This is a genomic window from Bradyrhizobium sp. DN3 (assembly GCF_041357655.1).
Lineage (GTDB): Bacteria > Pseudomonadota > Alphaproteobacteria > Rhizobiales > Xanthobacteraceae > Bradyrhizobium.
The window spans coordinates 287,792-308,178 of the sequence record NZ_JAULLN010000001.1 but is presented as its reverse complement, the minus strand read 5'-3'; the positions used below and the strand labels follow the sequence as shown (position 1 = coordinate 308,178).

The 20,387-nt window shown below is 63.6% G+C and carries 20 protein-coding genes; 18 read left to right on the top strand and 2 right to left on the bottom strand.

The window, feature by feature from the left end; genetic code table 11:
• Positions 1–9: 9 nt before the first annotated feature.
• From AAE027_RS01350 to AAE027_RS01335, 4 genes are all read left to right on the top strand, one after another.
• Positions 10–1,560, top strand: a complete 1,551-nt coding sequence (locus AAE027_RS01350) for a wax ester/triacylglycerol synthase family O-acyltransferase (protein WP_370985114.1) — start codon at positions 10–12, stop codon at positions 1,558–1,560.
• Positions 1,561–1,570: 10 nt separating this feature from the next.
• On the top strand, positions 1,571–2,566 hold the full coding sequence (locus AAE027_RS01345) for an alpha/beta fold hydrolase (RefSeq protein WP_370985115.1): 996 nt from the start codon (positions 1,571–1,573) through the stop codon (positions 2,564–2,566).
• 174 nt (positions 2,567–2,740) lie between these two features.
• Positions 2,741–5,977 (top strand): bifunctional cytochrome P450/NADPH--P450 reductase, encoded by a 3,237-nt coding sequence (locus tag AAE027_RS01340; protein ID WP_370985116.1) that lies wholly within the window; start codon positions 2,741–2,743, stop codon positions 5,975–5,977.
• A 150-nt stretch (positions 5,978–6,127) separates the two neighbouring features.
• Complete coding sequence (locus tag AAE027_RS01335) at positions 6,128–6,802, top strand: spermidine synthase (protein ID WP_370985117.1); 675 nt, start codon at positions 6,128–6,130, stop codon at positions 6,800–6,802.
• 27 nt (positions 6,803–6,829) lie between these two features.
• Here the strand turns inward: AAE027_RS01335 and AAE027_RS01330 are convergent, their stop codons facing one another.
• Both AAE027_RS01330 and AAE027_RS01325 read right to left on the bottom strand, forming a co-directional pair.
• Positions 6,830–7,294: a nuclear transport factor 2 family protein gene (locus AAE027_RS01330; protein ID WP_370985119.1), complete on the bottom strand. Its 465-nt coding sequence runs from the start codon at positions 7,292–7,294 to the stop codon at positions 6,830–6,832.
• 119 nt (positions 7,295–7,413) lie between these two features.
• Entirely contained in the window at positions 7,414–8,328 is a 915-nt protein-coding gene (locus AAE027_RS01325) for an alpha/beta fold hydrolase (protein ID WP_370985120.1), read from the bottom strand.
• A 164-nt stretch (positions 8,329–8,492) separates the two neighbouring features.
• Here AAE027_RS01325 and AAE027_RS01320 point away from each other — a divergent pair, with 164 nt between their 5' ends.
• The 14 genes from AAE027_RS01320 to paaK all read left to right on the top strand — a co-directional run bounded on the left by AAE027_RS01320 (position 8,493) and on the right by paaK (position 20,367).
• A complete protein-coding gene (locus tag AAE027_RS01320) occupies positions 8,493–8,876 on the top strand; it encodes a hypothetical protein (RefSeq protein ID WP_091891717.1) in 384 nt (127 codons plus the stop codon).
• The gene (locus AAE027_RS01315) at positions 8,873–9,955 is read left to right on the top strand and encodes a PHA/PHB synthase family protein (RefSeq protein ID WP_370985121.1); all 1,083 of its coding nucleotides are present in this window, start codon (positions 8,873–8,875) and stop codon (positions 9,953–9,955) included. Before AAE027_RS01320 ends, AAE027_RS01315 begins: the two co-directional genes overlap by 4 nt.
• Positions 9,952–10,545 carry a GNAT family N-acetyltransferase gene (locus AAE027_RS01310; protein WP_370985122.1) on the top strand — a complete coding sequence of 198 codons (594 nt, stop codon included), beginning with the start codon at positions 9,952–9,954 and terminating at the stop codon, positions 10,543–10,545. Before AAE027_RS01315 ends, AAE027_RS01310 begins: the two co-directional genes overlap by 4 nt.
• Before the next feature lie 215 nt (positions 10,546–10,760).
• The gene (locus tag AAE027_RS01305; protein ID WP_370985123.1) at positions 10,761–11,216 is read left to right on the top strand and encodes a phasin; all 456 of its coding nucleotides are present in this window, start codon (positions 10,761–10,763) and stop codon (positions 11,214–11,216) included.
• 171 nt (positions 11,217–11,387) lie between these two features.
• A complete protein-coding gene (locus tag AAE027_RS01300; RefSeq protein ID WP_370985124.1) occupies positions 11,388–12,674 on the top strand; it encodes a DUF445 domain-containing protein in 1,287 nt (428 codons plus the stop codon).
• A gap of 201 nt (positions 12,675–12,875) precedes the next feature.
• On the top strand, positions 12,876–13,646 hold the full coding sequence (locus AAE027_RS01295) for an esterase/lipase family protein (RefSeq protein ID WP_370985125.1): 771 nt from the start codon (positions 12,876–12,878) through the stop codon (positions 13,644–13,646).
• 243 nt (positions 13,647–13,889) lie between these two features.
• Positions 13,890–14,756, top strand: a complete 867-nt coding sequence (gene paaX / locus AAE027_RS01290) for a phenylacetic acid degradation operon negative regulatory protein PaaX (RefSeq protein ID WP_370985127.1) — start codon at positions 13,890–13,892, stop codon at positions 14,754–14,756.
• Between the two features lie 76 nt (positions 14,757–14,832).
• Positions 14,833–15,825: a 1,2-phenylacetyl-CoA epoxidase subunit PaaA gene (gene paaA, locus AAE027_RS01285; RefSeq protein WP_370985128.1), complete on the top strand. Its 993-nt coding sequence runs from the start codon at positions 14,833–14,835 to the stop codon at positions 15,823–15,825.
• Between the two features lie 17 nt (positions 15,826–15,842).
• Complete coding sequence (paaB, locus tag AAE027_RS01280) at positions 15,843–16,130, top strand: 1,2-phenylacetyl-CoA epoxidase subunit PaaB (protein ID WP_370985129.1); 288 nt, start codon at positions 15,843–15,845, stop codon at positions 16,128–16,130.
• Positions 16,130–16,906, top strand: coding sequence for a 1,2-phenylacetyl-CoA epoxidase subunit PaaC (gene paaC / locus AAE027_RS01275; protein WP_370985130.1), 777 nt, complete (start codon positions 16,130–16,132; stop codon positions 16,904–16,906). The genes paaB and paaC overlap by 1 nt, the downstream gene beginning before the upstream one ends.
• Positions 16,900–17,403, top strand: a complete 504-nt coding sequence (paaD, locus tag AAE027_RS01270) for a 1,2-phenylacetyl-CoA epoxidase subunit PaaD (RefSeq protein ID WP_370985131.1) — start codon at positions 16,900–16,902, stop codon at positions 17,401–17,403. Before paaC ends, paaD begins: the two co-directional genes overlap by 7 nt.
• 2 nt (positions 17,404–17,405) lie before the next feature.
• Positions 17,406–18,488 (top strand): 1,2-phenylacetyl-CoA epoxidase subunit PaaE, encoded by a 1,083-nt coding sequence (paaE, locus tag AAE027_RS01265; RefSeq protein ID WP_370985132.1) that lies wholly within the window; start codon positions 17,406–17,408, stop codon positions 18,486–18,488.
• A 55-nt stretch (positions 18,489–18,543) separates the two neighbouring features.
• Positions 18,544–18,993: a hydroxyphenylacetyl-CoA thioesterase PaaI gene (gene paaI, locus AAE027_RS01260; protein WP_370985133.1), complete on the top strand. Its 450-nt coding sequence runs from the start codon at positions 18,544–18,546 to the stop codon at positions 18,991–18,993.
• Between the two features lie 42 nt (positions 18,994–19,035).
• Positions 19,036–20,367 carry a phenylacetate--CoA ligase PaaK gene (gene paaK / locus AAE027_RS01255; protein ID WP_370985134.1) on the top strand — a complete coding sequence of 444 codons (1,332 nt, stop codon included), beginning with the start codon at positions 19,036–19,038 and terminating at the stop codon, positions 20,365–20,367.
• Positions 20,368–20,387: the final 20 nt, after the last annotated feature.

Here is a 20,387-nt window from a genome sequence, read left to right as displayed (position 1 = left end):
GAGGGAACTATGGCTGACGGTAAGAAGCTGTCGTCGCTGGACGCGTCGTTTCTCTATCTGGAAACGCCGGAAATGCCGATGCATGTCGGCAGCATGGCTATCTTTCGCCTGCCCGACGATTACAAGGGCGACTTCTTCGAAGACTTCAAGGCGATGATCGTCTCGCGCCTGCACATCGCGCCGATCCTGAAGGCGCGGCTGGAGAAGGCGCCGCTCGACATCGATCACCCCTCCTGGGTCGAGGACGACCAGTTCGACATCGACCGCCACATTTTCCGCGCCAGCCTGCCGCAGCCGCGCGACCGCGCCACGCTCGAACGCATCGTCGGCTGGATGCATGCCAAGCTCCTGAACCGGGCTCGTCCGCTCTGGGAGTTCTACGTGTTCGAGGGCATGAAGGACAACGAGGTCGGGCTTTATTCCAAGATGCATCATGCCGCCATCGAAGGCGGCGCCGGTGCGGCCTTGACCAACATGATCTACGACATCTCGCCGATCCCGCGGAAGGTCGATCCACCGACGGCAGGGGCCAAGCCCGGACAGGAGCCGCGCGATATCGCCGCCAACCTGCTCGATTCCTACCAGCAGCTCTTCAGCCAGCCACTCGATGCATCGGCGGCCGCGAAGAACCTGCAATTGCCGCGCACCGGCAAGAGCGACATCGGCTCGATCCTGTTCGACAATGCGATGTACCAGATCGAGAGCGCGGTGCGCTTTGCCGGTAACATCCCGACCGTGCTCAAGAGCGTCTCCGACGTGCTCGGCAAGGTCGCCGACCCGAAGTCGCGCGAAAGTCTCGCCAGCATGGTGTCGCCGCCGACCATGCTCAACAAGACCATCTCGTCGGAGCGCAGTTTCGCCGGCGTATCGATCTCACTGTCACGGGCGAAGGCGCTGGCCAAGCAGGCCGGCGGCAAGCTCAACGACGTCGTGCTGGCGCTCGCCTCCGGCGTGGTCCGCCGCTATCTGCAGCAATATGGCACGCTGCCGGCGAAATCCTTGACCGCCGCCGTGCCGATCTCGCTGCGCGAGGAGGGCAACACCGAGGCCAACAACCAGGTGTTCGGCATGATCTGCGCGATCGCGACCAACATCGCCGATCCAAAGGCGCGGCTCGAAGCGATCATCGCGCAATCGACCAAGTCCAAGGAAATGTCGCATCCGCTGCGGGCACTGATGCCGCAGGTCTCCAATATCTCGATGCTGGGCGCACCGATCATGGTGCAGATCCTGGCGCTGCTCTACAGCCGCTCCAACTTGTCGGACGTGCTGCCGCCGGCCGCCAACATCACGGTATCAAACGTGCCGGGACCGCGGCAGACGCTCTATGCCGCAGGGGCCGAGCTTCTGCACATCTTCCCGGTGTCGATCGCGACGCATGGGCAGGCGCTCAACATCACCGTGCAGAGCTATCGGGACCAGCTCGATTTTGGCTTCATCGTCGGCGCCAACATCATTCCGCATGTGCAAGTGATGTGCGACATGCTGCCGGAAGAGTTCGCGGCACTGGAGGCGGCCTATGCGCCGCCCGCGGCCGACATCAAGCGCGCTGCCGAGTAGGAAGTTCGCCATGATTGAAATGCCACCGCTCAAGTTCGCGACGACGAACGGAATCCGCATGGGCTATTACGAGGCTGGCCCGGCCGATGACAAGCCGCCGATGGTGCTGTGCCACGGATGGCCCGAGCTCGCCTTCTCCTGGCGCCACCAGATCAAGGCGTTGAGCGAGGCCGGCATCCGCGTGATCGCGCCCGATCAGCGCGGTTACGGTGCGACTGACCGGCCCGAGCCGGTCGAGGCCTACGACATCGAGAACCTGACCGGCGATCTCGTCGGACTGCTTGATCATCTGCAGATCGACAAGGCGATCTTCGTCGGTCACGACTGGGGCGGCTTCGTCGTCTGGCAGATGCCGTTGCGGCACATCGACCGGGTCGCCGGCGTGGTCGGCATCAACACACCCCACACCAATCGCGCCTGGGCCGATCCGATCGAGCTGTTGCGCGCACGCTTCGGCGACAAGATGTACATCGTGCAGTTCCAGGATCCGGCGCGCGAGCCGGACAGGATTTTCGGCAGCCGTGTCGAACAGACCTTCGATGCGTTCATGCGTAAGCCGGTGCCGCGCCCGGCCGACGCGCCGCCGGAGGAGGTCGTCGCCGGTGTCGGTGCTTCGCCGCGGCTCAATCTGGCCTTTCCGCAGATGATTGCCGCCTATGACGCGAAGCACGATCCGCGTACGCCGATCCTGTCGCCGGAAGAGAAGAAAGTCTTCGTCGATGCCTTCACCAGAACCGGCTTCACCGGCGGCATCAACTGGTACCGCAACATGTCGCGCAACTGGACGCGTGCGGAAGGGCTCGATCATACGGTCCGCGTGCCGTCGCTGATGATCATGGCCGAGAATGACGCGGTGTTGCCGCCATCCTCCGCTGATGGCATGGACAAGCTGATTCCCGATCTCGAGAAGTATCTCGTCAAGGATAGCGGCCATTGGACGCAGCAGGAGAAGCCGGAGGAGGTCAGCGCCAAGCTGATCGAATGGCGTAGAAGGCGGTTTGGCTAGGCCGTCATTGCGAGCCCGGCATTGCGAGGAGCAAAGCGACGAAGCAATCCAGATCTGTCAGCGCGGATACATTTCTGGATTGCTTCGCTGAGCCTGTCATCGGGCCGCGCTTTGCGCGGACCCGGGGGCTCGCAATGACGACAGCGAATATCGAGGCAGGGGAAAACGCTTTTCATGTCATCCAAGAACCGACTGGACCCGATCCCGCATCCGCCGACCAAGCCGGTGGTCGGCAACATGTTGTCGCTGGATTCGGCCGCCCCCGTGCAGCACCTGACGCGGCTCGCCAAGGAGCTCGGTCCGATCTTCTGGCTCGACATGATGGGCTCGCCGATCGTCGTTGTCTCCGGCCATGATCTGGTCGACGAGCTCTCCAACGAGAAGCGCTTCGACAAGACGGTGCGGGGCGCGTTGCGGCGTGTGCGTGCGGTCGGCGGCGATGGCCTGTTCACGGCCGATACCAAGGAGCCGAACTGGAGCAAGGCGCACAACATCCTGCTCCAGCCGTTCGGCAACCGCGCCATGCAGTCTTATCATCCGAGCATGGTCGATATCGCCGAGCAGCTCGTCCGCAAATGGGAGCGGCTCAACGCCGACGACGAGATCGACGTCGTCCACGATATGACCGCATTGACGCTTGATACGATCGGTCTGTGCGGTTTCGATTATCGCTTCAACTCGTTCTACCGGCGCGACTACCACCCCTTCGTCGAGTCGCTGGTGCGCTCGCTCGAAACCATCATGATGACGCGCGGCTTGCCGTTCGAGCAGCTCTGGATGCAGAAGCGGCGCAAGACCTTGGCCGAAGACGTCGACTTCATGAACAAGATGGTCGACGAGATCATCGCGGAGCGCCGCAAGAGTGCGGACGGGATCGACGACAAGAAGGACATGCTGGCCGCGATGATGACCGGCGTCGACCGCGCGACCGGCGAGCAGCTCGATGACGTCAACATTCGCTACCAGATCAACACCTTCCTGATCGCGGGTCACGAGACCACCAGCGGCCTGTTGTCCTACACGCTCTATGCACTGCTCAAGCATCCGGACATTCTCAAGAAGGCCTATGACGAGGTCGACCGCGTGTTCGGCCCCGACGTCAATGCGAAACCGACCTATCAGCAGGTGACGCAGCTCACCTACATCACGCAAATCCTGAAAGAGGCACTGCGGCTGTGGCCGCCGGCGCCGGCCTACGGCATCTCGCCGCTCAACGACGAGACCATCGGCGGTGGCAAGTACAAACTCAGGAAGGGCACCTTCACCACCATCCTGGTGACGGCGTTGCATCGCGATCCCAGCGTCTGGGGGCCAAACCCGGATGCGTTCGATCCCGAGAATTTCAGCCGCGAAGCCGAAGCGAAGCGGCCGATCAATGCCTGGAAGCCGTTCGGCAACGGCCAGCGCGCCTGCATCGGCCGCGGCTTTGCCATGCACGAGGCTGCGCTTGCACTCGGCATGATCCTGCAGCGCTTCAAGCTGATCGATCACCAGCGCTATCAGATGCACCTGAAGGAAACGCTGACGATGAAGCCGGAAGGCTTCAAGATCAAGGTGCGTCCGCGCGCCGACCGCGAGCGCGGTGCCTATGGCGGTCCCATCGCGGCTGTGGCCTCGGCACCGAGGGCGCCACGCCAGCCGACCGCGCGGCCCGGCCACAACACACCGATGCTGGTGCTGTACGGCTCCAATCTCGGCACCGCCGAGGAACTCGCGACGCGCATGGCCGATCTCGCCGAGATCAACGGTTTTGCCGTTCACCTTGGCCCGCTCGATGATTACGTCGGCAAGCTGCCGCAGGAAGGTGGCGTGCTCATCATCTGCGCCTCCTATAACGGCGCGGCGCCTGACAATGCGACGCAGTTCGTCAAATGGCTCGGCAGCGACTTGCCGACGGATGCCTTTGCCAATGTGCGCTACGCCGTGTTCGGCTGCGGCAATAGCGATTGGGCCGCGACTTATCAGTCGGTGCCGCGCTTCATCGACGAGCAATTGTCAGCGCATGGCGGGCGCGCGGTCTATCCGCGCGGCGAAGGCGATGCGCGCAGCGATCTCGACGGCCAGTTCCAGAAATGGTTCCCGGCGGCTGCCCAGGTCGCGACCGAGGAATTCGGCATCGACTGGAATTTCACCCGGACCGCGGAGGACGATCCGCTCTATGCGATCGAGCCGGTGGCGGTGACTGCCGTCAACACCATCGTCGCCCAGGGCGGCGCGGTGGCGATGAAGGTGCTGGTCAATGACGAGCTCCAGAACAAGGAAGGGTCAAATCCCTCGGAGCGTTCGACGCGCCACATCGAGGTGCAGCTGCCGTCCAACATCACCTACCGCGTCGGGGATCACTTAAGCGTCGTCCCGCGCAACGATCCAACGCTGGTGGACTCGGTCGCCCGCCGTTTCGGCTTCCTGCCGGCCGACCAGATCAGGCTTCAGGTGGCCGAAGGCCGGCGCGCGCAATTGCCGGTTGGCGAGGCCGTATCGGTCGGCCGCCTGCTCAGCGAGTTCGTCGAGCTGCAGCAGGTGGCGACGCGCAAGCAGATCCAGATCATGGCCGAGCACACCCGCTGCCCGGTCACCAAGCCGAAATTGCTGGCGTTCGTTGGCGAGGAGTCTGAAGCGCTCGAGCGCTACCGCACCGAGATCTTGGCCAGGCGCAAATCGGTGTTCGACCTGCTGCTTGAATACTCCGCCTGCGAATTGCCGTTTCACGTCTATCTGGAAATGCTCTCGCTGCTGGCGCCGCGCTATTACTCGATCTCGTCCTCGCCGTCGGTCGACTCGGCGCGATGCAGCGTCACCGTCGGCGTGGTCGAAGGTCCGGCATCCTCTGGTAGCGGCACCTACAAAGGCATCTGCTCGAACTATCTCGCCAACCGTCGCGCGGGCGATGCGATCTATGCGACCGTGCGCGAGACCAAGGCCGGTTTCCGGCTTCCCGATGATTCATCCGTGCCCATCATCATGATCGGGCCGGGCACGGGACTTGCCCCATTCCGCGGCTTCCTTCAGGAGCGCGCCGCGCGCAAGGCGAAGGGGGCCGCCCTCGGTCCGGCGATGCTGTTCTTCGGCTGTCGCCATCCCGACCAGGACTTTCTTTATGCGGACGAGCTGAAGGCGCTGGCGGCAAGCGGCATCGCCGAGCTCTTCACGGCGTTCTCGCGCGCGGATGGACCCAAGACCTATGTGCAGCATGTGCTTGCCGCGAAGAAGGACAAGGTCTGGCCGCTGATCGAGCAAGGCGCCATCATCTATGTCTGCGGCGACGGCGGCAGGATGGAGCCGGACGTGAAGGCCGCGCTCGTCGCGATCCACCGCGAGAAGAGCGGCAGCGATGCCGCGGCCAGCGCACGCTGGATCGAGGAGATGGGCGCGAAGAACCGCTATGTGCTGGACGTCTGGGCGGGCGGATAGGGCGAGATTGTAGGGTGGGTTAGCCTTGCGAACGCGAAGCGCAGTTCGCTGGGTGTAACCCACCAAGGTCTCTTACCGCGGATACAGAAGTGGTGGGTTACGCCTTCGGCTAACCCACCCTACGATTTCCGATCGTGCTAAAGCTCTCCCATGATTCCCTGGGAAAAGATCGACACCGCGCAAATCCCCGGTTCCGACGGTGAGCTGCGCCTGATGCGGCGCGGCAAGGAGTTCTCCATCAAGCTCGGCAGCAACGAGCTGATGAACAGCCGCTTGTCGGGCTCGGAGGCGGCGCTCGCCACGCTGGCGGCAAAGCAGATCGAGAATGTCGTAAAGCCCGTCGTCCTCATCGGCGGCCTCGGCATGGGCTTTACGCTGCGTGCGGCGCTTGCCGTGCTCGGAAGCAACGCGAGGATCGTGGTGTCCGAACTCGTGCCTGCGGTGGTAGCCTGGGCGCGCGGCCCGATGGCGCAGGTCTTCGGCGACAGCCTCGATGATCCCAGGGTGAGCATCCGGCAGACCGACGTTGGCGAGATCATCCGGGCGCAGCGGTCCGCCTTCGACGCCATTCTCCTCGACGTCGACAACGGGCCGGAAGGGCTGACCCGGAAGGGCAATGATGCGCTCTACGGCGCGAGCGGGCTCACGGCGGCGAAGACGACGCTGCGGCCGGGCGGCGTGCTCGCTGTCTGGTCTTCAGGACCCAACCCCGCCTTCACCAAGCGCCTCGGCCGTGCCGGCTTCGACGTCAACGAAGTCAATGTCCGTGCCACCGGCAGGGGCGGCGGTGCGCGCCACGTGATCTGGATCGCGCGGAAAAGCTAGGCCGTTCCTCAGCCGCTGTTCTATCCGTCAGAACATCGTGTTGCCGTTTGCGGGATTTTCAGGAATGTCCTGAACGACGTCCCAGTGTTCGACGATCTTGCCGTTTTCCAGCTTGAAGATATCCACGATTGCGCGCCCCTTGCTGCCGGGCTCGCGAACGGAGTGAACGTGTAGGATCACAAAGTCGCCATCCACGAAGCTGCGCTTGATCTCGCTATGCGAGTTCGGAAACTTTTCGCGCAGGAAGCCGATGAATTTTCGGAAGCCATCCGGTCCATCGGCCGCGTTTGGATTGTGCTGGACGTAGCGGTCGCCGACATGGGTAAGCGCCGCATCAGCGTCCTTCTGATTGAGACCCTTCTCGTAGAAGGCCAGCACGGTTTTGCGATTGGCTTCTTCTTGCGCGCTACCGGCCATCGCAGCGCTACTGGCGAGCGAGAGCATGAGAATTGCAGCAGTGATCATTGCGCCTGGTCGGACGATCAAATGCATGTGAGCTCCGAGAGGCCGCAGCCTCTTTGCGATTGAGGAAGGCCTGTATAGCTTTCGCGCCGGCTTTCGTTAAGAGAGTAACCAGCCACTCACATGGTCACCGTAAGGAGACCGGCGGTCTACGCCGCCTGCGCCGCCGCGCCATGCGCGTGCTTGTCGATCGCGCCGATGATCTCCGGCCAGAACCGCATCGGCAGCGCGTGGCCCATGCCCTCGATCATCAATAGCTTGGCGCCTGGAATTGACGCTGCCGTGTCCTTGCCACCCTCGGGATGGACCAGGGGATCGACGGTGCCGTGAATGACCAGCGTCGGCGTCCTCATGCCATGAAGCCGTTCCTTGCGGCTGCCGGAGGCGAGCACGGCGCGGAGCTGCCGGCCGACACCGGCCGGATTAAGTCCGCGCGCGAACACCCGCTCGGCACGACCAGGGTCGAGCGCTTCCTCTTCCGGAAAGGAGCCGACGCGCAGCACCTTCCAGGTCTGGCCGAAGCGGACCATGAATTCCTCCTTGCTGCGCGGCGGCGGCGCCATCAGCATGGCGGCCGCCTCGCGTGTCGGCGGCGGCACGCGCGGATTGCCTGTCGTTGACATGATCGAGGTCAGCGAACGCACGCGCTCGGGGAACGACAGCGTCACTTCCTGCGCGATCATGCCGCCCATCGAGGCGCCGACCAGATGCGCCGACTTGATGCCGAGCGCATCCATCAGCCCGACCGTGTCCCTCGCCATGTCGATCAGCTTGTAGGTCGCTGCCACGGGGATCCTGAGGAAGCGCAGCTTCAACAGCTCAAGCGGCGTTAGCCGCTTGCCGCCCGTCAGATGGCTCGACTTGCCGATATCGCGATTGTCGAAGCGGATCACGCGAAAGCCGCGCGCGGCGAGCTGCTCGCAGAACGCATCGTCCCAATGGATCATCTGCGCCCCGAGCCCCATGATCAGCAGCAGCGGCTCGGCGTTGCCGTTGCCGAAAATCTCGTAACAGATGTCGATGCCATTGGCGCGGACGGTCTGGGGCGGCTGATGGACGGTCACGGTCGCGATCCCTTGCTGCTGACCGATGCTGTATTGCACGGTTTCCCGCGGCAAAGAAGCCGCGTGTGCGGCACCGGGCCGCTTGCCGGTTGACCGGCCCCTCGCAACGGTGTGGTATGGCCAAAAAGAAGGGCATCGAAGCTCTCGACATCTGGAGGACGCCGATGACCGACAAGACCAACGACCCCGTCGCCGTGTGGCAGAAGATGGTGGGCGAGATGGAGAAGGGGTTCAACTCCTTCGCCAACCAGGCCATGTCATCGCCCGAGTTTTCACAGGCGATGAACCGTGCGGGAGGAGTTGCTGCAGGTGCTCAGAAGCAGCTCGGCGAGCTCGTGGAGAAATACCTCGTCGCAATGAACCTGCCGAGCCGGGAGCAGGTCACGGGTCTTGCGGAGCGGCTCCAGTCCATTGAAGCCCAGCTCGGCGAGATGAAGTCGATGCTGAGCCAAATGGCGGCAAGTTCGGGCATCTCGCAAGGCTCCGATGGGACGCCACGGCCGCCGCGGACGAAGCGTCCGCCCTCCGAAAACGGAGAGCAGAAATGAATGCGCCGACGGGACTTGATTTCGCATCTATCCCGGAGCGCATCCAGACCGAGGTGCAGCGCGCGATCCAGCGCAGCATCAAGGGTGTCGAATATTTCTCGACCTCCGGCCCCACGCTCGGCTCGACACCGAAGGACGTGCTGCATTCGCGCGGCACGATGAGCCTCTATCACTACCGACCGATGTCGGACGAGATCTACCGCGTGCCGGTGCTGATCGTGATGGCGACCACCAACCGCGGCTACATCCTCGACCTCGTGCCCGGCCAGAGTTTTATCGAGTTCCTGCTCAAGCGTGGTTACGACGTTTACATGCTGGACTGGACCGCACCGCGGCCGGAGGAGAAGAGCCTGCGGATGGAGGACTACGTCCTCGACTTCATCCCGGATTGCGTTCGTCGCGTCCAGCAGGATTCCGGCGAGCAGGACGTTTCCATCATCGGCTATTGCTTCGGCGGCGTGCTGTCGCTGCTCTACGGCTCGATTCACAAGGACGGGCCGATGAAGAACCTGATCTGCTTCACCACGCCGATCGACTTCCGCGAGATGAAGCTGTTTTCGAATTTCTCCGACCGCCGCTATTTCGATGTCGACCATCTCGTCGACAGCGTCGGCAATGTGCCGCCGGAGATGATCCTGTCCTCGTTCGAGATGCTGCGCCCGGCCTCACGCACTGTCAGCCAAATCCAGCTCTGGGAAAACATTTGGAACGACGAGTTCGTCAAGTCTTATCGCATGTTCGACCGTTGGGCGACCGACACGCTGCCGCTGGCGGGCGAGTATTTCCGCACTATTACCAAGGACCTGATGTGGGACAACAAGCTGTTCAACGACACCATGTCGGTCGGCGGCCGCGCGGCGAAGCTCGAAAACATCAAGGTGCCGATCCTGCATGCGGTCGCCGAGCACGATCACATCGTGCCTTATGACGCCGCAAAGCACCTGATCGCCAAGATCGGGTCCGGGGACAAGGAAGAGGTGATGTTGAAGGGCGGACACGTCTCGCTGGTCGCCGGTGCCAACGCGGTGAAGCGGCTGTGGCCGAAATTGGACTCCTGGCTGGGGAAGAGATCGACATGAGTGAGCAGCGTTCCTATCCGCGTCACATCAAGACCGATGCTGGTGATATCGAGATCCGCCTGATGTCGCCCGGAGACGAAGCCGCGGTGCTCGCCTTCGGCCAAGGTCTTCCGTCCCACGATCTGTTGTTCCTGCCACGCAATATCAGCGAGCCGAAGGTGCTCTCCGCCTGGGCCAAGGAGATCGAGCGCGGCGCGATTCAGAGCCTGCTCGCGATGAGGGACGGCAAGGTCGTCGGCTGCGGCACGCTGGTGCGCGATCCGCATTCCTGGTCGCCTCATGTCGGCGAGATCCGCATGGTGGTCTCGTCCGACGTGCGCGGGCAGGGTGTGGGGAAGGCGCTCTCGCAGGAGACCTTTGCACTTGCGCTCGGTGCTGGCCTGGAAAAGCTCTCGGTGCAGATGACGGTCGACCAGCGGGCGGCGATCGCGCTGTTCGAAGGCCTCGGGTTCAAGGCCGAGGCGCTGCTGCGCGACCACGTGCGGGATATCGATGGCAAGACCCATGACATTGTGGTGCTGGGGCACAACATCGCGCAGGTTCAGGCGCAGATGGAGGCCTATGGATTGCCAGGCGCCGTCCAGCATTAAGCTGAAGATCGGGCCGGTACGGACCTAATTCGTCCGAGACGGCCTCCAACTAGGGCAGTGTGGCGCCTTTTGCTAAGGCTATTCACGATTTCGTGATATCGCACTGCAATATGAATATTGCGTCGCACAATTTACTACGCCATATAAGCCATGCCCCGGGCCAATGCGGACGGGGTGAGCCCATAGCTCAGACCAATGAGGATGGAGAGAACCCCATGACCACTGAAACCAACACCGCTTTCGAGGGCTTCAAGGACGCTTTCAAGAACATCCAGAATCTGGAAGTTCCCGAGGCCGCCCGCGAGTTCGTCAAGAAAACCGCCAACACCGCCAAGGACCGTGCCGCCGAAGCTTTCGCCGGCTCCGAGCGGGTGACCGCCGCCGTCGAGAATGCGGTGACCGAATCCGTCGCCGAGGCCGGCAAGATCAGCCGCAATATCCAGCAGGCGATCTATGAGGACGCCGAGGCGTTCTTCTCGGGCATCGACAAGCTCGCGTCCGCCAAGTCGATCAGCGAGGCCGTCGAGATCCAGTCGAGCCTGCTCCGCGCCCGCGGCGAAGCGTTCGTCTCGCGTGCAAAGGCGACCGCCGACTATCTCGGCAAGCTCGCCGCCAACGGTGCGAAGTCCGCTCAGGACAACTTTGCCAGGGTCTACAACAAGACCGCCTGATTTGGCGCCTGAGTAGCAACTGAATTTGAGGCCCGCTTCGGCGGGCCTTTGTTTTGCGCTGCCGCAGTCGTCGTTGCGAGGAGCGAAGCGACGAAGCAATCCAGAGTCTTTCCACGGAGGCAGACTGGATTGCTTCGCTTCGCTCGCAATGACGGGTAGGGTGATGCAGTCATGAACGCACCCGCCACCTTCTCCTTCGACACCCCCGGCGACGCCGAACGCGCGGCGGAGCTGCGGCGCGTGAAAGCGCTGGCGACGCTGGTGTTGGCCTCGACGCTGGCTCTGTTCACTGTCGCAAAACTCCTGCTGAACGTGCATCCCGTGTTCGGCTTCATCGCGGCCTTCGCGGAAGCTGCGACCATCGGCGGGCTCGCCGACTGGTACGCCGTGGTCGCGCTCTTCAAACGGCCGCTCGGCCTGCCGATCCCGCATACCGCGATCATCCAGAGCAACCAGGCCCGCATCGCCGACAAGCTCGGCGAATTCATCCAGGTGCATTTCCTCGAGACCGGTCCCGTCGAGGCCAAGCTGAAGGAAATCGATTTCGGCTCCTTCGTCGCCGACTGGCTGCGTGACCGCAAGCGCAGCGACGATCTCGCGCGCTTTGCGCTCCGCCTGCTGCCGGAGGCGTTCTCAGCGACGGAAAGCTCGGGCCTGATGACCTTCATCATCCGCCGCATGTCCTCCCAGCTCCAGGCGATCGACCTTGCGCCGCTCGCCGCGGGCACGCTGCGCGGCTTCGTCGCGGAAGGGCGGCACCAGATTCTGTTCGACGATCTCCTGCGCGTGATGCACGACACGCTGAATCAGAAGGAGACGATGGCGATGATCCGCGAGAAGGTGCGCGCGGAATTGCCGACGTTGCTGCGGCTCTATCGCGCCGACAAGTTTCTGGTGAACAAGATCGTGGCGTCCGCCACCGCTTTCTTCAATGAAGTGCGCAGCGACCCCAAACATCCGTTCCGCGGCGAGTTCGATCGCATGGTGTTGAACTTCGTCGACCAGCTCGGCACCGACCGGGCCTATATCGACCGCATCGACGGCCTGAAGCGCGATCTGCTGGCGCGGCCGGAGCTTGCCGATCTCGCCCGCACCGTCTGGGCCAACACGCGCTCCTTCATCGAGCGCAGCGCAAGCGGCGAGACGCAAGTGCTCCAGCATCATCTCGCCGGCATGTTCGTCGCCGCGGGCGAAGCGCTCGCCGGCGATGCCGAACTGCGCGGGGAGATCAACAAGGGCTTGGTGACCGTGCTGCGCAGCGTCGTCGCCGATCAGAAGGGCGGCGTCTCGACCTTCATCTCCGACCAGGTCAAGGCGTGGAATATGACGCAGTTGATTTCGCTGATCGAAATCAACATCGGACGCGACCTGCAATACATCCGCTTCAACGGTTCGTTGATCGGCGGCCTCGCGGGACTTGCGCTCTACTCCGTAGAATTCCTGCTCCGATTGCTGTGACTTTTGCGTCACGGCCGTTAGCATTAACGCGCGGGCCTATTGTCGCCTTGCGCCTCTCCCGCTTGAATGTCGGGAACCGGCCGCCTAGCTGATTCATGTTGCGCTGCGGAACGATCAAGAAGCCGGCGTATTGGAGTTCACGCCCGTTTGCCGGCATCGCAGCCGGCGGCCTTTCCAGGAATTCTCCCAGGGGAAAAATTGATGACCGCAACTGCCCAGACGCTGCGTCCGCCGTCCCGCACCCTGATGTTTCTGGAGGGGCGTGCGATTCATGAGTTCGGCGCATTCCTCGGCGCGCTGCCGCTGCTGAGCCTTGCGCCCCGCGGCGATGGGCATCCGGTGCTGGTACTGCCGGGCCTCGTGGCCTCCGATACGTCCACGCGCGCGCTGCGCGCGTTTCTGGCCAGCAAAGGCTATGCGGTGAGCGGCTGGCGCCAGGGTCGCAACTACGGACTGCGTCCCGGCGTCCAGCACGCGATGGTCGATCTGGTCCAGGAGCTCAGCGACACGCATGGCCGCAAGATCAGCCTGGTCGGCTGGAGCCTCGGCGGCCTCTATGCGCGCCAGCTCGCCAAGATGATGCCGGAGCGCGTACGCCAGGTGATCACGCTCGGCAGCCCCTTTGCCGGCGATCCGCGCTCGACCAACGCCTGGCGCGTCTATGAATGGGCGAGCGGGCGCAAGGCCGACGAGGTCGATCCGCGTTTCGGCGGCGAGCTAGCCCTCCCGCCGCCGGTGCCGACCACCGCCATCTTCAGCCGCACCGACGGCGTCTGCGCCTGGCAGGGCTGCATGGAGAAATCGGGAGCGCAGACCGAGAGCATCGAGGTCGAAAGCAGCCATTGCGGCATGGGTCATCATCCCGCCGTGGTCTATGCCGTGGCCGACCGCCTCGCGCAGAAAGAAGGCCAGTGGCGGCCGTTCGATCGCAGCGGCTGGCGCAGCCTGGCCTATCCCGATCCGCACAGGTGATTGCTTCCTTCGCCTCTCCCCGCTTGCGGGGAGAGGCCGACACGCGGAGCGTGGCGGGTGAGGGGAATCTCCGCGAGTCCGTCTGCTACTGAGTTTGCTGATACAGCCCCTCACCCCAACCCTCTCCCCGTAAGAACGGGGAGAGGGAGAAGAGGACGCGCCATCTCGAAGGATCGAGCCTGGCTCTCGCCTAGTCGCTCCCGTCCATTGTCGCGCCCGCACCAAACGCGCTATGCCTCGCGGATGGCGCATCCGTTGTCCCGTATCATCGACCAGCTCAAGCGCGAGCCGTCGCGCACCGGCTCCATCGTCATCACCGTGTTCGGTGACGCCATCGTGCCGCGCGGCGGTGTGGTGTGGCTCGGCACGCTGTTGGAATTCTTCGAAAGCCTCGACATCGACAGTGGCGTGGTGCGCACCGCGATGTCGCGCCTTGCGGCCGATGGCTGGCTGACCCGCGAAAAGGTCGGCCGCAACAGCTTCTATCGGCTGGCCGAAAAGGGACGCCAGACTTTCGAGGCCGCGACGCGCCACATCTACGATCCGCCGCCGTCCGACTGGACCGGTCGCTTCGAGCTGCTCCTGATCGGCAACGGCGAGGACCGCGACGCCTCGCGCGAGGCACTCCGCAATGCCGGCTTCGGCAGTCCGCTGCCGGGCGTATGGGTCGCGCCGTCGGGCGTACCGGTGCCCGACGAGGCCGTGGGCGCGATCCGTCTCGAAGTCTCGGCGGAGGATGACAGCGGCCGCCGCCTGCTCAGCGCGAGCTGGCCGCTGGACCGCACTGCGGATGCGTATCTGAAATTCATGAAGACGTTCGAGCCGCTCCGTGCCGCGATCGCGCGCGGCACGGATTTATCCGAGGCTGACGCCTTCACCGCGCGCATCCTCCTGATCCACTATTACCGCCGCGTGGTGCTGCGCGATCCGCTGTTGCCCGAAAGCCTGTTGCCGTCGGATTGGCCGGGCAGGGCGGCGCGTGCGCTTTGCGGCGAGATTTATCGCGCACTGCTGGCTCCGTCGGAACAATGGCTCGACAGCCATGGAACCAACGAGAGGGGACCCTTGCCCGCGGCGCGGAAGCTTCTGGAACGGAGGTTCGGCGTTTGATCTATATGTTACAGAAATATCTTGCATGAACTAAATTCTGTTATATATTTCCTCCCAACAAATCGGGAGGATGCGCATGTACACCCAGGCGCTGAACACGGCCGAGACCGACGATCGCGGTCTTGAGGACGCGGCCAGGGCTGCGCAATTCCAGGGCCGCATCGATGCCGAGGAGCGCATCGAGCCGAACGACTGGATGCCGGCGGCCTACCGCAAGACGCTCACCCGCCAGATCTCCCAGCACGCCCATTCCGAGATCGTCGGCATGCTGCCCGAGGGCAACTGGATCACGCGCGCGCCGACGCTGCGCCGCAAGGCCGCGCTGCTCGCCAAGGTGCAGGACGAATGCGGCCACGGGCTCTATCTCTATGCCGCCGCCGAGACGTTAGGGACCTCGCGCGAAGAACTGGTCGACGCGATGCTCGCGGGCAAAGCCAAATATTCCTCGATCTTCAATTATCCGACGCTGACCTGGGCCGACATCGGCACCATCGGCTGGCTGGTCGACGGCGCCGCGATCATGAACCAGATCCCACTGTGCCGCTGCTCCTATGGCCCCTATGCGCGCGCGATGATCCGCGTCTGCAAGGAGGAGTCATTTCACCAGCGCCAGGGCTACGAGATCATGCTGACGCTGTGCCGCGGCTCGGAAGAGCAGAAGGCGATGGCGCAGGATGCGCTGAACCGCTGGTGGTGGCCGGTGCTGATGATGTTCGGCCCGCCGGATGCCACGAGTCAGCACAGCGACACCTCGACGAAATGGAAGATCAAGCGCTTCTCCAATGACGAGCTGCGCCAGAAATTCGTCGATGCCACGGTGCCGCAGGCGCAATATCTCGGCCTCACCATTCCCGATCCCGCCATGACGCAGGATGTGGACGGGCACTGGCGCTACAGCGAGATCGACTGGACCGAATTCAAGCAGGTGCTCGCCGGCAACGGCCCGTGCAATCGCGATCGCATGGCCGCGCGCCGCAAGGCGCACGAGGAGGGCGCCTGGGTGCGTGAGGCGGCAGCCGCTTACGCGGCAAAGCGCGCGCAGCGTCAGACCGCACAAGCCGCGGAATAGGGAATAGGGAGATCACGATGGCCACGCCGAACACGCCGCTGTGGGAAGTCTTCATTCGCAGCCGCAACGGGCTTGCGCACAAACATGTCGGCTCGCTGCATGCGAGCGACGCGACGATGGCGCTGCAAGCTGCTCGGGACATTTACACCCGTCGCGGCGAGGGCCTGTCGATCTGGGTCGTGCCCTCCATCGCGATCACCGCGAGCGATCCGGCCGACAAGGGCATGATGTTCGAACCGGCGGAATCGAAGATCTATCGGCACCCGACCTTTTATGAGGTGCCCGAAGAAGTGGGGCACATGTGATGCCGGTCGCCAACATCCAGGTCTCCGAAACGCCGCTAGTGCTGTACGCGCTGCGCCGCGCCGATGACGCGCTGATCCTCGGCCACCGGTTGTCGGAATGGTGCGGTCACTCGCCGATGCTGGAAGAGGACATGGCGCTGTCCAACATCGCGCTCGACCTGATCGGCCAGGCGCGCGAGCTCTACACTTACGCCGCCAAGGTCGAAGGCAACGACAACGACGAGGACAAACTCGCTTATCTGCGCGACGTCAGGCAATACCGTAACCTTCTGCTGGTCGAACAGCCGAACGGCGATTTCGCCCAGACGCTGGTGCGGCAGTTCTTCTATTCCGCCTTCGCCGACCTCTATTGGCGCGCGATGATGACCTCGCGCGATACGACGCTTGCCGCCCTTGCGGCCAAGTCGGAGAAAGAGAGCGCCTATCATCTGCGCCATGCCTCCGAGTGGATCATCCGGCTCGGCGACGGCACGGACGAAAGCCACGCCCGGGCGCAGGCCGCGATCGATCATCTCTGGGCGTTCACCGGTGAGATGTTTGCCGTGGACGAAGCCGAGCGCGCCCTGATCCATGCCGATATTGCCATCGATCCGGCGAGCTTGCGCGGTCGTTGGTTGACGACGTTGTCTGATATCGTCAGAGAGGCGACACTTGAGCTGCCGCAGAACGACTGGATGCAGCAGAGTGGCCGCTCTGGCCGGCACAGCGAGCATCTCGGCCATCTCCTGTCCGAGCTGCAATCGATGCAGCGCACCTTCCCGGGGTCGACATGGTGACGGTGCTGGAGCGCGATAGCGAGCTACGCCGGCGGGCCTGGGATGCCGCGGCGAGCGTGGTCGATCCCGAGATTCCGGTGCTGACCATCGCCGATCTCGGCGTGCTCCGTGACGTCGTTCTGGACGGCGATCGCGTCGAGGTCGCGATCACGCCGACCTATTCGGGCTGCCCGGCCATGAACATGATTGCACTCGAGATCGAGCTTGCACTGGAGCGCGCCGGCTTCCGTCGTCCGGAGGTGCGCACGGTGTTGTCGCCGGCCTGGACCACCGACTGGATGAGCGAGGAGGGCCGCCGGAAGCTGCGCGCCTACGGCATCGCGCCGCCGCAGGCCTCAAGCTCGCGCCGCGCGCTATTCGGCGGACAGGCCGTCGCGTGTCCGCAATGCGGCTCTGACAAGACCGAACTCTTGTCCGAATTCGGCTCGACCTCCTGCAAGGCGCTCTGGCGGTGCAAGGCCTGCCGTGAACCCTTCGATTATTTCAAGTGTCATTGATCATGTCAGCAGTCGCACCGCGCTTCCATCGCTTGGCCGTCAACGACCTCCGCCGCGAGGCCTCGGATGCCATCTCGATGACCTTCGCCATTCCCGGCGAACTCGCCAGTGATTATGCCTTCACGCCCGGCCAATACCTGACGCTCCGCACCACTCTCGATGGCGAAGAAGTGCGCCGTTCCTATTCCATCTGTTCCGGACCCGACGACGGCGAGATCCGCATCGCCGTGAAGAAGGTCGACGGCGGCGCGTTTTCGAGCTGGGCGGCGGACGAGCTGAAATGCGGCGACGAGCTCGACGTGATGACGCCGACGGGGCGCTTCGGCCTGGTCCCATCAGCGGAGACCGGCCGTATCCATGTCGGCTTTGCCGCGGGCTCCGGCATCACGCCCATTCTCTCGATCGTGAAAGGCACGCTCGTGCGCGAGCCCGACAGTCGCTTCTTTCTGTTCTACGGCAACCGCGCCACCGACAACATCATGTTTCTCGAAGAGCTGGAGGAGCTGAAGGACCGCTTCATCGACCGCCTCTCGATCTTCCACGTCATCTCCGGTGAGGAACAGGATATCCCGATCCTGCATGGCCGGCTCGACGGCGACAAGGTGAGGGTGCTCTTGCGTTCACTGGTGCCGGCGGAGAGCGTCGATCATGTCTTCATCTGCGGTCCATCAGGCATGAGCGAGGACGTCGAGGCGACCTGCCGCGACCTCGGGATCGCGGAAGAGCGTATCCATGTCGAGCGCTTCGTTTCCGAATTCGGCGGCAAGCCGCGGCCGAAGAAGGCCGTTGCGCCCGACGCGCCGCCGAAGGCGGTCGCATCCCTCATCATTGACGGCAAGCGCCGCGACGTGCCTGTTGCCGAGGACGAGGCGATACTCGATGCCGCGTTGCGCGCCGGCGTCGATCTGCCCTTCGCCTGCAAGGGCGGCATGTGCTCGACCTGCCGCGCCAAGCTGGTCGAGGGCGAGGCGCCGATGGACATCAATTACTCGCTGGAACCCTGGGAGCTGAAGGCCGGCTTTATCCTGACCTGTCAGGCGAAGCCGTCGTCGGAGCGGGTCGTGGTCGATTACGACCATGTTTGACAGTTTTGGCCAAGCAGCAGAGCATGATGGATAGACATTTGCCCGGGAGAAGCGCGTGAACGTCAAGGCCGCCCTGTCGCCCGAGGATATTGCCCGCGCCTGTGCTGACGCGATGTGGGCGGAGGACGATGCCTCCAAGGGACTCGGCATGGAGATCGTCGAGATCGGCCCCGGCTTTGCGACGCTGGCGATGGTGGTGCGACCGGACATGGTCAACGGCCAGCGCATCGCCCATGGCGGCTTCATCTTCACGCTCGCCGATTCCGCCTTCGCATTTGCCTGCAACTCGCACAATGAGCGCGTCGTTGCGGCGCAGGGGCAGATCTCGTTCATCAGGCCGGGCAAGCTTGGCGATCGCCTGGTTGCGATGGCAAGAGAGATCACCCGTGGCGGCCGCTCCGGCATCTACGACGTGCGTGTCACTGTAGGCGATACCGTCATCGCGGAATTCCGCGGGCATTCGCGTGTCATTCCCGGCACGTGGCTGCCGGCGCAGGATCAATAAGAGACCAAAGAAAAGAACAAACGACAATGTGGGGAAACGACGATGGCTCTGACGAGACGCAAGGAAGGTGACAACACCTATAGCGCCGAGATGGACGCGCAGGAGCGCGCCTCGCGCGACGAGATCATGGCGCTGCAAAAGCGGCGGCTGGCCTGGTCGCTGAAGCACGCCTACGACAACGTCGCGCATTATCGCAACGCCTTCGACAAGGCCGGCGTGCATCCGTCCGATTTTCGCGAGCTGTCCGATCTCGCCAAATTCCCGTTCACCGTGAAGACGGATCTCCGCGATAATTATCCTTTCAACATGTTCGCCGTGCCGCGCGAAAAACTGGTGCGGGTGCATGCCTCCTCCGGCACGACGGGCAAGCCGATCGTAGTCGGTTATACCCAACGCGACATCGGCACCTGGTCGGACGTGATGGCGCGCTCGATCCGTGCCGCCGGCGGCCGCACCGGCATGATCATCCACAATGCTTATGGATATGGTCTTTTCACCGGCGGCCTCGGTGTGCACTACGGTGCCGAGAAGCTCGGCTGCACCGTGGTGCCGATCTCCGGCGGCATGACCGAGCGGCAGGTGCAGCTCATCAACGATTTCCGGCCCGACATCATCACGGTGACGCCGAGCTACATGCTGGCGATCCTCGACGAGTTCAAGCGCCAGAAGCTCGATCCGCGCCAATGCTCGCTCAAGGTCGGCATCTTCGGCGCCGAGCCCTGGACCAACGCCATGCGCGGTGAGATCGAGGACGCCTTCGACATGGATGCGACCGACATCTATGGTCTCTCCGAGGTGATCGGCCCCGGCGTGGCGCAGGAATGCATCGAGACCAAGGACGGGCTCCATATCTGGGAGGACCATTTCTACCCCGAAGTGATCGACCCCGAGACCGGCGCAGTGCTGCCCGACGGCGAGAAGGGCGAGCTGGTCTTCACCTCGCTGACCAAAGAGGCGTTTCCGGTGATCCGCTATCGCACCCGCGACCTGACGCGGCTGCTGCCGGGCACGGCACGGCCGGGCATGCGGCGCATGGAGAAGGTGACGGGGCGCTCGGATGACATGATCATCCTGCGCGGGGTCAATCTGTTCCCGACCCAGATCGAGGAGGTGTTGCTCGCGACCGATTGGTGCGGCGGCCACTTCATCCTGGAACTCACCCGCGAAGGCCGCATGGACGAGCTGACGATCATCGCCGAAGCGCGACCCGAAAGCTGGGACGGCCGCGGGCTTGTCGATCACGCCGACAGGGTATCGACCCACATCAAGAACACGATCGGGATCAGCTCCAAGGTTCAAGTGGTCGCGCCAGCCATGCTGGAGCGCTCGCTCGGCAAGGCCAAACGGCTCTACGACAAGCGGCCCAAGGACTGACTTGACGGATTGACTTGACC